This window comes from Buttiauxella agrestis ATCC 33320, assembly GCF_000735355.1.
GTDB classification, from domain to species: Bacteria; Pseudomonadota; Gammaproteobacteria; order Enterobacterales; family Enterobacteriaceae; genus Buttiauxella; species Buttiauxella agrestis.
In genome coordinates, this window is record NZ_JMPI01000011.1 from 16,520 (window position 1) to 29,789 (window position 13,270).

Annotated in this window: 9 protein-coding genes; 8 read left to right on the top strand and 1 reads right to left on the bottom strand. The window is 53.4% G+C overall.

Features of this window, described 5'->3' with window-relative positions:
* Nucleotides 1-222: 222 nt before the first annotated feature.
* From tamA to GBAG_RS01750, 3 genes are read left to right on the top strand one after another with little or no spacing between them, the layout of a single operon-like run.
* Nucleotides 223-1,956: an autotransporter assembly complex protein TamA gene (tamA, locus tag GBAG_RS01740; RefSeq protein ID WP_034492874.1), complete on the top strand. Its 1,734-nt coding sequence runs from the start codon at nt 223-225 to the stop codon at nt 1,954-1,956.
* On the top strand, nt 1,953-5,729 hold the full coding sequence (gene tamB, locus GBAG_RS01745) for an autotransporter assembly complex protein TamB (RefSeq protein WP_034492877.1): 3,777 nt from the start codon (nt 1,953-1,955) through the stop codon (nt 5,727-5,729). Before tamA ends, tamB begins: the two co-directional genes overlap by 4 nt.
* A 2-nt stretch (nt 5,730-5,731) precedes the next feature.
* Nucleotides 5,732-6,076, top strand: a complete 345-nt coding sequence (locus GBAG_RS01750; RefSeq protein WP_034492880.1) for a gamma-glutamylcyclotransferase family protein — start codon at nt 5,732-5,734, stop codon at nt 6,074-6,076.
* 102 nt (nt 6,077-6,178) lie between these two features.
* Here GBAG_RS01750 and ppa read toward each other — a convergent pair whose 3' ends face one another.
* Nucleotides 6,179-6,706 (bottom strand): inorganic diphosphatase, encoded by a 528-nt coding sequence (gene ppa, locus GBAG_RS01755; protein WP_034492882.1) that lies wholly within the window; start codon nt 6,704-6,706, stop codon nt 6,179-6,181.
* A 293-nt stretch (nt 6,707-6,999) separates the two neighbouring features.
* Between ppa and ytfQ the strand changes: the two genes are divergently transcribed.
* From ytfQ to GBAG_RS01780, 5 genes are all read left to right on the top strand, one after another.
* Nucleotides 7,000-7,956 carry a galactofuranose ABC transporter, galactofuranose-binding protein YtfQ gene (gene ytfQ / locus GBAG_RS01760; RefSeq protein WP_034461239.1) on the top strand — a complete coding sequence of 319 codons (957 nt, stop codon included), beginning with the start codon at nt 7,000-7,002 and terminating at the stop codon, nt 7,954-7,956.
* A gap of 121 nt (nt 7,957-8,077) precedes the next feature.
* Nucleotides 8,078-9,580 carry a galactofuranose ABC transporter, ATP-binding protein YtfR gene (gene ytfR, locus GBAG_RS01765; protein WP_034492884.1) on the top strand — a complete coding sequence of 501 codons (1,503 nt, stop codon included), beginning with the start codon at nt 8,078-8,080 and terminating at the stop codon, nt 9,578-9,580.
* 10 nt (nt 9,581-9,590) lie between these two features.
* Nucleotides 9,591-10,622, top strand: a complete 1,032-nt coding sequence (gene ytfT, locus GBAG_RS01770) for a galactofuranose ABC transporter, ATP-binding protein YtfT (RefSeq protein WP_156104842.1) — start codon at nt 9,591-9,593, stop codon at nt 10,620-10,622.
* Nucleotides 10,609-11,610, top strand: a complete 1,002-nt coding sequence (gene yjfF, locus GBAG_RS01775; protein WP_034492890.1) for a galactofuranose ABC transporter, permease protein YjfF — start codon at nt 10,609-10,611, stop codon at nt 11,608-11,610. Before ytfT ends, yjfF begins: the two co-directional genes overlap by 14 nt.
* Nucleotides 11,611-11,689: 79 nt before the next feature.
* Complete coding sequence (locus GBAG_RS01780) at nt 11,690-13,243, top strand: methyl-accepting chemotaxis protein (RefSeq protein WP_034492893.1); 1,554 nt, start codon at nt 11,690-11,692, stop codon at nt 13,241-13,243.
* Nucleotides 13,244-13,270 lie beyond the last annotated feature (27 nt).

Consider the following 13,270-nt stretch of genomic DNA (forward strand, 5'->3'; position numbering starts at 1 on the left):
CGTGATCTCCCGATATTGACTAAATTTAACAACAACCTGCGTGCGGTTGTAACGAAGTGCGTAATTGCGGACAATAACCACGCTTTATGAGACTACAGTACATATAAGAATTATTTGGGTTATTGTGCGATTTTCAACCCCAATTGTTGGGGTTTTGTTAAGCCAAAGACGGGCGATGACGTTTCCTTCCAGGGGTGGGAACAAGGATATTCAGGAGAAAACGTGCCAAAGATCCATATTATTTGCTCGGCCTGTTTGTGCCTGGTAAGCACGTGGGCCGGAGCTGCTAACGTGCGTTTGCAGGTTGATGGGTTAAGCGGCGAACTACAAAAAAACGTTCGCGCACAGCTTTCTACCATCCAGAGTGATGAAGTGACGCCGGACCGGCGTTTCCGTGCCCGTGTGGACGATGCTATTCGTAATGGCCTGAAAGCGCTCGGCTATTACGAACCGACTATTGATTTCGACCTGCGCCCACCACCAACCAAAGGGCGCCAGGTTTTGATTGCCAAAGTCGATCCCGGCCCGCCGGTATTAATTGGCGGCACCGATGTGATTCTGCGTGGTGGCGCGCGCGACGATAAAGATTATATTGCGCTGCTGGGCGAACGCCCAAAGATTGGCACCGTTCTGAATCATCATGATTACGACAGTTTCAAAAAAGATCTCTCGAATATTGCGGTGCGCAAAGGTTATTTCGACAGCGAGTTCACCAAAAGCCAGCTCGGTGTGTCGCTCGAGCGCCGTCAGGCGTTCTGGGATATCGATTACAACAGCGGCGAGCGTTACCGTTTTGGTGCCGTCACCTTTGAAGGTTCCCAGATTCGTGAAGAATATCTGCAAAACCTGGTGCCGTTTAAGCAGGGCGATTATTACCAGTCGAAAGATCTGGCTGAACTGAACCGCCGGTTGTCTGCCACGGGTTGGTTTAATTCCGTGGTGGTTGCACCAGAATTCGACGAAGCGCGCAAAACCAAAGTATTGCCGCTGCACGGTGTGGTTTCGCCGCGTACCGAAAACACCATCGAGACCGGTGTGGGTTATTCCACCGACGTGGGGCCGCGCGTTAAAGCGTCGTGGAAAAAACCGTGGATGAACTCCTACGGGCACAGCCTGACCAGCAGTATCAGCCTGTCAGCGCCGGAGCAGATTTTCGATTTCAGCTACAAAATGCCGCTGCTGAAAAACCCGCTCGAGCAATATTATCTGGTGCAGGGCGGCTTTAAAGCCACCGACCTGAACGATACCAAGTCAGATTCCACCACGCTTGCCGTCTCGCGATACTGGGATTTATCCAGCGGCTGGCAACATGCCATCAACCTGCGCTGGAGTCTCGACCACTTTACACAGGCAGATGTCACCAATACCACGATGCTGCTTTATCCGGGCGTGAGCCTTAACCGCACCCGTTCTCGCGGCGGTTTAATGCCGACCTGGGGCGACTCACAACGCTATTCGATAGACGTTTCCGACACCATGTGGGGTTCCGATGTGGACTTCGCCGTCGCGCAGGCGCAACAGGTCTGGATCCGTACTTTGCAGGAAAAGCACCGCTTTGTGGTGCGCGGCAATGTGGGCTGGATTGAAACCAATAACTTCGACAAAGTGCCGCCAGACTTGCGTTTCTTTGCCGGTGGCGACCGCAGTATTCGCGGCTATTCCTACAAATCTATCTCACCTGAAAACGAGAAGGGCGAACTGACCGGGGCATCCAAACTCCTCACCGGCTCGCTGGAATATCAATACAACGTGACCGGGAAATGGTGGGGCGCGGTGTTCGTCGATTCAGGCGAAGCGGTGAACGATATTAAACAGAGCAACTTTAAAACTGGCGCAGGTGTTGGCGTGCGCTGGCAGTCACCCGTTGGGCCAATCAAGCTCGATTTCGCCGTTCCGGTGGCGGATAAAGATGAGCATGGCGTACAGTTTTACATCGGTCTGGGGCCTGAACTATGAGTCGCTGGAAGAAGATAAGCCTCGCGGTGTTGGTTTTTGTGGTGCTGCTGATTGGCGCCGTGGGTTTCCTGGTGGGGACAACCACCGGGCTACACGTATTATTTAATGCCGCTAACCGCTGGGTACCGGGTTTAGATATCGCCAGTGTTACAGGTGGCTGGCGTAATCTGACCATCAAAGGGCTGCGCTACGAACAACCGGGCGTGGACGTTCGGGCGGGTGAGGTTAACCTCGCGGTTAAACTCGGCTGTCTGCGTGACAGCAGCCTGTGCGTGAATAATCTCTCGCTCAAAGATATCGACGTGGTTATCGACAGCAAAAAAATGCCGCCGTCGGCCCCGGTTCAGGAAGAAGACTCCGGCCCGCTCAATCTCACCACACCGTATCCCATCACGTTAAGCCGCGTGGCGCTCAATAACGTCAATATCAAAATTGATAACACTACCGTTTCGGTGATGGAATTTACCTCGGGCCTTAACTGGCAGGAGCGTAATCTGACGGTCACGCCGACCAACCTCGAAGGCTTATTGATTGCCTTGCCAAAGGTCGCCAAAGTCGCTCAGGAACAGGTGGTCGAACCGAAAATTCAGAACCCGCAGCCGGAAGAGTTGCCGCTGGGCGAAACGCTCAAGCAACTGTTTGAAAAGCCTGTTTTGCCAGAAATGACCGATGTGCATTTGCCGTTGAACCTGAATATTCAGGAGTTCCGTGGCTCGCAACTGCGCCTGACGGGTGACACCGATTTGCTGGTCAGCAGCCTGTTGCTGAAAGTCAGCAGCATCGACGGTTCCCTGAAGCTTGATGCGCTGGATGTCGACTCCTCACAAGGTATCGTCAATGCCACCGGGAGCGCGGAACTGCGCGACAAATGGCCAGTCGATTTGACGCTCAATACCACGCTGAATATCGACCCGATAAAAGGCGAAAAGGTGAAGATGAAAATTGGCGGGGAATTGCGGGATGTGCTGAAAGTCGGCATGAATCTCTCAGGCCCGGTCGATATGGAACTCACCGCGCATACGCAACTTGCCGAAGCCGGTTTGCCGCTTAATCTCGAAGTGCTGAGCAAGCAGCTTTACTGGCCGTTTACCGGCAAAAAGGAGTATCAGGCCGATAACCTTAAGCTGAAATTCAGCGGAAAAATGACTGACTACACGCTGTCATTGCGCACCGATGTGAAAGGCGAGCAAATCCCGCCAGCCACCATCACGCTTGACGCTAAAGGCAATGAGCAACAGCTCAATCTCGACAAACTGCGCGTGGCGGCTTTGCAGGGCAACACCGACCTGAAAGCAGTGCTCGACTGGAGCAAAGCCATTAGCTGGCGCGGCGAGCTGAAACTCGACGGCATCAACACGGCGAAGCAATTCCCTGACTGGCCTGCCAAACTCGATGGCCTGGTGAAAACCAGCGGCAGTTTGTACGGCGGGAGTTGGCAGGTGGATGTGTCTGACCTGAAACTCGCCGGTAACGTCAAAAATAACAAAGTGAATGTCGCCGGGAAGCTCAACGGCAACAGCTACATGCAGTGGAAGATCCCTGGCCTGCACATTGAACTGGGGCGCAATAGCGCGGATGTCAAAGGTGAACTGGGCCAGAAAGATTTGGCACTGGATGCCACCATTGACGCGCCTAATCTCGACAACGCACTGCCAGGTCTGGGCGGCACGGCGAAAGGCACGATTAAAGTGCGCGGCGATGTGAAAGCACCGCAGTTGCTGGCGGATGTCACGGCGAATAATTTGCGCTGGCAGGAGCTTTCGATTGCACGTGTTCTGCTGAAAGGGGACGTGAAGTCCACCGATCAAATTGCGGGCACTCTGGATTTACGCGTTGAGCGAATTTCCCAGCCGGGCGTTGATCTTAGCCTTGTGACGCTGGCCGCAAAAGGTTCTGAAAAACAGCATCAGCTGCAAGTGCGAATTCAGGGGGAGCCGGTTTCCGGGCAGTTAGATTTGAGTGGCAGCTTCTCTCGCGAAGAAGAACGCTGGCGCGGCAATCTCAGCAACACGCGCTTTGAAACGCCGGTTGGCCCGTGGTCTTTGAACCGTTCTCTGGCGCTCGATTACCGCAACAAAGAGCAGAAAATCAATATTGGCGCGCATTGCTGGACGAACCCGAATGCTGAACTTTGCGTGCCGCAGCCGATTGACGCTGGTGCGAAAGGGCGGGCGTTGGTCAATCTGAACCGCTTTGATTTGGCGATGCTCAAACCGTTTATGCCAGCCGATACGCAGGCGGTAGGCACGTTCAGTGGCCGGGCGGATGTCAGCTGGGATGCGGAATCTGAAGGCTTGCCGCAGGGTTCTGTGACGCTCGCGGGCAACGGCGTTAAAGTCACGCAGATGGTGAACGATAGCCCGCTGCTGGTGGCATTCGACACGCTTAATTTGAATGCGGAACTCAAAAACAACCAGGCGAAGTTGGGCTGGTTGATTCGTGTTGCTCAAAACGGTCAGTTCGACGGCCAGGTTCAAATTAGCGATCCGCAGAACCGCCGCAATCTCGCCGGTAATGTGAATATGCGCAACTTTGATTTGGCTATCGCCAACGCGGTGTTCGCCCGGGGGGAAAAAGCCGCTGGCAAACTTAACGCCAATTTACGCCTCGCGGGCAATGCCGAGCGACCACAAATCTTCGGCCAATTGCAGCTTAATGGCGTGGATGTTGACGGCAACTTTATGCCGTTCGATATGCAGCCAAGCCAGCTTGCCATGAACTTTAATGGTATGAACTCGACGCTTGCGGGAACGGTGCGCACCAAACAGGGCGATATTGCCCTGAGCGGCGATGCGGACTGGACGCAAATCGACAACTGGCGAGCGCGGGTGGCGGCGAAAGGCAATAAGGTGCGCATTACGGTGCCGCCAATGGTACGACTCGATGTGTCGCCGGATGTTGAGTTTGTCGCCACGCCAAGTCTGTTTACGCTTGATGGCAGCGTCGATATTCCATGGGCGCGAATTGTGGTGCATGACGTTCCGGAAAGCTCGGTGGGGGTATCCAGCGATGAAGTGATGCTGGATAAAGATCTGAAACCCGTTAAACCGCAAACGGCGGGGATCCCGATCAACAGCAATCTGGTGATCCACGTCGGCAACAATGTGCGTCTGGATGCATTTGGCCTGAAAGCGCGCTTAAGCGGCGATTTGAAAATGGTGCAGGATCGCCAGGGCTTAGGCTTGAACGGGCAGATCAATATTCCAGAAGGGCGCTTCCATGCTTACGGGCAGGATCTGATTGTGCGCAAAGGCGAGCTGTTATTCTCAGGCCCGCCGGATCAACCTTTGCTGAATATCGAAGCGATTCGTAACCCGGAATCCACAGAAAACGACGTTATTGCTGGTGTTCGTGTCACAGGATCGGCTGATGAGCCAAAAGCTGAAATATTTTCTGATCCTGCCATGTCACAGCAAGAAGCCTTGTCCTACCTGCTTCGCGGGCAAGGTTTAGACAGTTCTGGCGACGATGGCAACGCCATGACGTCAATGCTTGTGGGTCTGGGGGTTGCACAAAGTGGGCAGGTTGTGGGTAAAATCGGCGAGACGTTTGGCGTAAGCAATCTGGCGCTTGATACCGCAGGGGTGGGGGATTCCTCACAAGTGGTGGTCAGTGGCTATGTACTGCCAGGTCTCCAGGTGAAATATGGAGTGGGTATTTTTGACTCATTGGCGACACTAACACTGCGTTATCGCCTGATGCCTAAGCTGTATCTGGAAGCGGTGTCTGGTATCGATCAGGCACTTGATCTGCTTTATCAGTTTGAGTTTTAGTAATGCGAATATTTGTTTACGGCAGTTTAAGACGCAAGCAAGGTAACAGCCACTGGATGACAAACGCCCAGTGGCTTGGGGAGCATCATGTCGAAAACTACGCTTTATACAGCCTCGGCCACTATCCGGGCGTCGTCCCGGGTGAAGGTTCCGTGATGGGTGAAGTGTATCGAATTGATGCGTCCACACTCTCTGAGCTGGATGCTCTTCGCACCAAAGGCGGGGAGTACAAACGCCAGCTCATTCAGACCCCATACGGCAGCGCATGGATGTACGTTTACCAAAGGCCGGTGGATGGCCTTACCCTCATCGAAAGCGGTGACTGGCTGGATAAAGATCAGTATTAGTGACTTCTCAGGTCGGATTAGCGAAAGCGACATTCGACATAAGCTGCATAAAAAAACACCGCCATTTGGCGGTGTTTTCACAAGCATTCAGCGAGGCGAGAATTACTTCTTAGCGCGCTCGAAGGAAGCAACGATTTCAGCTTTAGCCGCTTCAGCATTGTCCCAACCTTCAACTTTAACCCATTTGCCTTTTTCGAGCGCTTTGTACTGCTCGAAGAAGTGGGAGATCTGCGCTTTTAGCAGTTCTGGCAGGTCGTTCACATCTTTAATGTGATCGTATTCTTTGCTCAGTTTGGTGTGCGGAACGGCAACCAGCTTGGCATCTTCGCCCGCTTCGTCAGTCATTTTCAGCACGCCAACTGGACGGCAACGAATCACAGAACCTGGTTGCAGTGGGTATGGCGTTGGAACCAGAACGTCAACCGGGTCACCGTCTAAAGACAGGGTATGGTTGATGTAGCCGTAGTTGCACGGATAGAACATCGCGGTGGACATGAAACGGTCAACAAACAGCGCGCCGGTGTCTTTATCAATTTCATATTTGATAGGATCAGCGTTCGCTGGGATTTCGATAACAACGTAGATGTCTTCCGGCATATCTTTGCCCGCAGGGACGTTGAGTAAGCTCATGTCTTTTTCCTTTAAACTGATGTCATTCAAGTGCCGCGTATTATAGCTAACTCGATTTAAATGTCTTCGCCTCTTTTTGCCTTCACTTCTTAGCCGCAACCGTTTCCAGAACCTTCCGACAACGGGAAAATCCATAAACATAGCCATATTCTTTATAAAATTGTGTAAGCGGTTACAGCCATGCGCATGACTTGTTTGAAGTGTGATGTAACTCATTCTGTTAGCCACTATGTCGTCTATAGTTTTCTCGAAGGTCAGGTATTAACCAACAATAACCCTACGAGGATGTACCTATGTGGAAGCGCTTACTTTTGGTCTCTGCTGTCTCCGCAGCTATGTCGTCTATGGCGATAGCTGCTCCGTTAACGGTCGGATTTTCGCAGGTAGGATCTGAATCCGGTTGGCGTGCGGCAGAAACGTCGGTTGCAAAGAGCGAAGCTCAGAAACGTGGCATCACGCTGAAAATCGCTGATGGACAACAAAAACAAGAAAACCAGATTAAAGCAGTGCGTTCATTCATTGCCCAGGGCGTTGACGCTATCTTCATCGCACCAATCGTCGCCACGGGCTGGGAGCCAGTACTACAAGAAGCAAAAGAGGCAAAAATCCCGGTATTCCTGCTCGACCGTAATATCGATGTAAAAGACAAATCGCTGTACATGACGGTAGTGACCGCCAACAACGTGCTGGAAGGCCAGTTGATCGGCGAGTGGCTGCTCAAAGAGCTTAACGGTAAACAATGTAACGTGGTTGAGCTGCAAGGCACCGTGGGCGCAAGCGTGGCAATCGACCGTAAGAAAGGTTTTGCCGACGCCATTTCTAAAGCGTCTAACGTGAAAATCATTCGTTCCCAGTCTGGCGACTTTACCCGCAGCAAAGGTAAAGAAGTCATGGAAAGCTTCATCAAAGCCGAGAACAACGGCAAAAACATCTGCATGGTTTACGCGCATAACGATGACATGGTGATCGGTGCTATCCAGGCCATTAAAGAAGCGGGCCTGAAACCAGGCAAAGACATTCTGACCGGTTCAATCGATGGCGTGCCGGATATCTACAAAGCGATGATCGATGGCGAAGCTAACGCCAGCGTAGAGCTGACGCCAAACATGGCCGGCCCGGCGTTTGACGCGCTCGAGAAGTTCAAAAAAGACGGCACCATGCCGGAAAAAGTGACCATCACCAAGTCTACTTTGTATCTCCCGGATACCGCGAAAGAAGAGCTTGAGAAGAAAAAATCGATGGGCTACTAAGCTGCTTTACCCCTCACCCTAACCCTCTCCCCAAGGAGAGGGGACCGATCGGTTTTCTCCCTCTCTTTGGGGAGAGGGCCGGGGTGAGGGCGTCCGGACTTGTAGCGTGCAGAGGACAATAATGAACACCAACAACAATCAGGAAATTCTGCGCACGGAAGGCTTATCGAAACATTTCCCAGGGGTTAAGGCACTAGACAAAGTGGACTTCAGCCTCAATCGCGGCGAAATCATGGCGCTACTGGGCGAAAACGGAGCAGGGAAATCAACGCTAATCAAAGCGTTAACCGGTGTTTATCAGCGCGATAGCGGCAATATTTACCTCGAAGGTGAGCTTATCTCACCAAAGAATACAGCCCATGCCCAACAGCTTGGCATCGGCACGGTGTATCAGGAAGTGAACCTGCTGCCGAATATGTCGGTGGCGGATAACCTGTTTATTGGCCGCGAGCCGCGTCGCTTTGGGTTTATACAACGCAAAGAGATGGAAAAGCGCGCCACCCGGCTGATGGAATCCTACGGGTTTTCGCTGGATGTCGCTGAGCCACTGAACCGCTATTCCGTGGCGATGCAGCAAATCGTCGCGATTTGCCGGGCCATCGATCTGTCGGCCAAAGTGCTGATCCTCGATGAACCTACCGCCAGCCTCGACACCAAAGAAGTCGAAATGCTGTTCACCCTGATGCGTCAGCTGCGCGATCAGGGCGTCAGCCTGATCTTCGTCACCCACTTCCTCGATCAAGTTTATGAAGTCACCGATCGCATCACCGTGCTGCGTAACGGATCATTTGTTGGCACGCGTAATACCCGGGATCTGCCGCAGATCGAACTGGTGAAAATGATGCTGGGGCGTGAACTGGAAACTAACGCCCTGAACCGTGCGGGCCGCACTTTACTGAGCGACAAACCGGTCGCCGCGTTTAAAGATTTCGGCAAGAAAGGGGTGATCAACCCATTCGATCTGGAAGTCCGTCCAGGGGAGATCGTCGGGCTGGCGGGATTATTAGGATCCGGTCGCACCGAAACCGCCGAAGTGATATTTGGGATCAAGCCCGCAGACAGCGGTAACGCGTGGATCAAAGGCAAGCAACAATCGCTGCGATCGCCGCATAAAGCCTCGTCGCTCGGCATTGGTTTTTGCCCGGAAGACAGGAAAACCGACGGTATTATTGCCGCCGCCTCGGTACGTGAAAACATCATTCTGGCATTGCAGGCCCAGCGCGGCTGGCTGCGGCCGATTCCGAAGCGTGAACAGTATCAGATAGCAGAACGGTTTATCCGCCAGCTGGGAATCCGCACGCCTGGCCCGGATCAACCGATCGAATTTCTCTCTGGCGGCAATCAACAAAAAGTTCTGCTGTCGCGGTGGCTGCTAACTAAACCGCAATTCCTGATCCTCGATGAACCGACGCGTGGGATAGACGTTGGCGCACATGCCGAAATTATCCGCCTGATCGAAACCTTATGTGCCGATGGTCTGGCGCTGCTGGTTATTTCTTCCGAACTCGAAGAGCTGGTGGGTTACGCGGATCGCGTGATCATCATGCGTGACAGGCAACAAGTGGCAGAGATCCCGCTCGCAGAGCTTTCCGTATCGGCAATTATGAATGCCATTGCGGCATAAGGAGTAACACGTGATGCCTCGTTCATTGCCGCAAACGGATGCTGAAAAGCCAAAGCGAAATTTCCGCTGGCCGCCGGGTATTCCGCAGTTAGTCGCCCTGGTGCTGGTGCTATTGGTTGATAGCCTGGTCGCTAACCATTTCTTTGATATCGTGGTGCAAAACGGACGCCTGTTCGGCAGCCCGATAGACATTCTTAACCGTGCGGCACCGGTCGCATTATTGGCGATTGGCATGACGCTGGTGATCGCCACCGGCGGTATTGATCTTTCCGTTGGTGCGGTGATGGCGATTGCCGGTGCGACTGCCGCGACGTTAACCGTCGACGGACACAGCCTGGCAGTGGTGATCCTGGCGTCACTGGGCGTCGGCATTCTGGCCGGATTGTGGAACGGTATTCTGGTCGCCATCCTCAAGATCCAGCCGTTTGTCGCCACCCTGATTCTGATGGTCGCCGGGCGCGGTGTGGCGCAACTTATCACCGCCGGGCAAATCGTTACGTTCAACTCGCCCAACCTTTCATACCTTGGCAGCGGTGCGCTGTTCTTCTTCCCGACGCCGGTGATTATCGTGCTGGCAACGCTGCTGCTCTTCTGGCTGTTTACCCGTAAAACGGCACTGGGCCTGTTTATTGAATCGGTCGGAATTAACATTCGTGCGGCGAAGAACGCCGGGGTGAATACGCGCCTCGTCGTGATGCTCACTTACGTGCTGAGTGGCCTGTGCGCCGCTATCGCCGGGATTATCGTGACCGCCGATATTCGCGGTGCCGATGCCAATAACGCCGGATTGTGGCTGGAACTGGACGCCATTCTGGCGGTGGTTATCGGTGGCGGTTCGCTGATGGGCGGACGCTTTAACATCGCGCTTTCGGTGATTGGGGCGCTGATTATTCAGGGGATGAACACCGGCATTCTGCTCTCTGGTTTTCCGCCTGAGCTTAATCAGGTGGTGAAAGCGGTGGTCGTGATGTGCGTGCTGATTGTTCAGTCACCGCGTTTTATTGCTTTGCTCAAAGGACTCCGTCGCCATGATCAAACGTAACTTGCCGTTGATGATTACCCTGGCGGTGTTTGTGCTGGGGTATCTGTACTGCCTGACGCAATTCCCCGGTTTTGCCTCAACGCGGGTAATTTGCAACATTCTGACTGATAACGCATTTCTGGGGATTATTGCTGTTGGCATGACGTTTGTGATCCTCTCCGGCGGCATCGATCTGTCCGTCGGTTCAGTGATCGCCTTTACCGGCGTATTCCTCGCCAAAGCGATTGGCTTCTGGGGATTATCGCCGCTGGTGGCTTTCCCGCTGGTGCTGCTGATGGGCTGCGCATTCGGCGCGTTTATGGGGTTGTTGATTGATGCGCTGAAAATCCCGGCGTTTATTATTACGCTTGCCGGGATGTTCTTCCTGCGCGGGGTCAGTTACCTGGTGTCCGAAGAGTCGATTCCGATTGATCACCCGATTTACGACACGCTGTCTAACCTTGCCTGGCGCATTCCCGGCGGGGGGCGATTAAGTGCCATGGGCCTGCTGATGCTGGCCGTGGTAGTGATTGGTATTTTCCTTGCTCACCGCACTCGTTTTGGCAATCAGGTGTACGCGATTGGCGGCAACGCCACGTCGGCCAACCTGATGGGGATTTCCACGCGCAGCACAACGATTCGCATTTATATGCTTTCAACCGGGCTTGCCACGCTCGCTGGAATTGTGTTTTCACTCTATACCTCAGCGGGTTATGCGCTGGCGGGAATGGGCGTGGAGCTGGACGCGATTGCCTCGGTGGTTATCGGAGGCACGTTGTTAAGCGGCGGCGTGGGAACTGTGCTCGGCACTTTATTTGGCGTGGCGATTCAGGGGCTGATTCAGACCTATATTAACTTCGATGGCACGCTCAGCTCCTGGTGGACGAAAATCGCCATCGGCATTTTGCTGTTTATTTTCATTGCCCTACAGCGCGGCCTGACGGTGCTGTGGGAAAACCGCCAAAGCTCGCCAGTGAAGCGCATTAACGTGACGCCTGGTCAAAGTTAAATCGCTTTGCCTAAGGTTTCCCCGGTGATGGTCGATAACACTTCAATCGTTTCTATCGTTCTGTCACCGGGAAAAGAGCATGTTGAAAAATTTGTCTATTCGCACGGGGCTGCTGACGCTGTTGGCAGTTATGACCTTCCTGTTGTTATTTGTCAGCGGCATGGGCATTTACGCTCTGCAACAAAGCTCAACTTCACTCCAGAAAATCAACAGCCTACAGGGCGAGCAGATGGTGCGCTTGTCTGATGGTTATGTCTCTTTGCTGCGCGCGCGTAATGGTGCCGGGCAGGCGGTTCGACAGATGGAAATTGGCTTGCTGGATGATGCAACAAAATCTACCGATTACGTCGCAAGTGACGTCACTGCGGCGCAGCAGAAGCTGAAAGAGTTTATCGATAGCGGCGTGGGTGACGAAGAGGGCAACCGCCTGATTCAAAACTTATCGCAAAGTTATGCGGACTATCTCGCAAAAGGCATTAATCCGATGCTGGCTGCACTCACCAAACAAAACCCCGATGATTACTACGATTTGCTTGAGCACACGCTGATCCCGCTATCGCAGAAGTTTGATACCGATGTGGAGATTTTCCAGCAGTGGGGCGAACAGCGCGGCAATAGCGAAGTTGAAGCGGTGCAATTGCATAAGAAAATCGTCCTTACGCTAATTATTATCGCCGCATTGCTCACCGCCGGAATTATCGTGCTGGTGTGGCTGGCGCTGCGTCATTTGCTGCTCAAACCGCTGAATCAGTCAATTGAGCAACTGGAGTTTGTCGCCAAAGGTGATTTAACTCAGCAACTGCCCACGGCGGGGAATAATGAATTTGGTCGGCTGGCAGCCGCGATTACGGTAATGCGTGATTCGCTGATGGAATCGGTCAGCCGCGTGCGTGATGCCAGCTCGCAAATTGACACCGGCAGCCGCGAACTGGCGGCGGGTAACCAGAATCTGGCTCAACGGACTGAATCCACTGCCACGTCACTTGAGCAAACCGCCGCCAGCATGGAGCAGATCACCGCGACTGTGAAACAGAACGCCGATAACGCGGAGCAGGCACACAAGCTGGCGAAAGATGTCTCTGATACCGCCGATCGTGGCAGTGAAATGGTGTGCTATGTGATTGAGAAAATGCGTGATATCTCCAGCAGTTCTGACCGTATTGCAGACATCCTGAGTGTTATCGACGGCATCGCCTTCCAGACCAATATCCTGGCGCTGAACGCCTCTGTAGAAGCGGCGCGTGCTGGTGAACAAGGGCGCGGGTTTGCGGTAGTGGCGGGCGAAGTTCGTACTCTGGCAAGCCGCAGTGCTGATGCAGCAAAAGAGATCCGCACCTTGATTTCTGACTCGCAAAACCACGTTGGCGAAGGCCGTGAACTGGCGCAACAAGCCGGGGAAACCATGGATGAAATCGCCGAAGAAGTGATGCGTATGACCCGGCTGGTCAGTGAAATCGCCAATGCATCGAACGAACAAAGTTATGGTATCGAGCAGGTGAATATCGCGGTCAGCCAGATGGATGAAGCAGCGCAGCAAAATGCGGCGCTGGTTCAGGAATCAACAGCGGCTACGCGTTCGCTTGAAGAGCAGTCACAGCATTTGGTGGCGGCAATGGCGACGTTTAGGTGTTGATTCACGCGCCCTCACCCTAACCCTCTC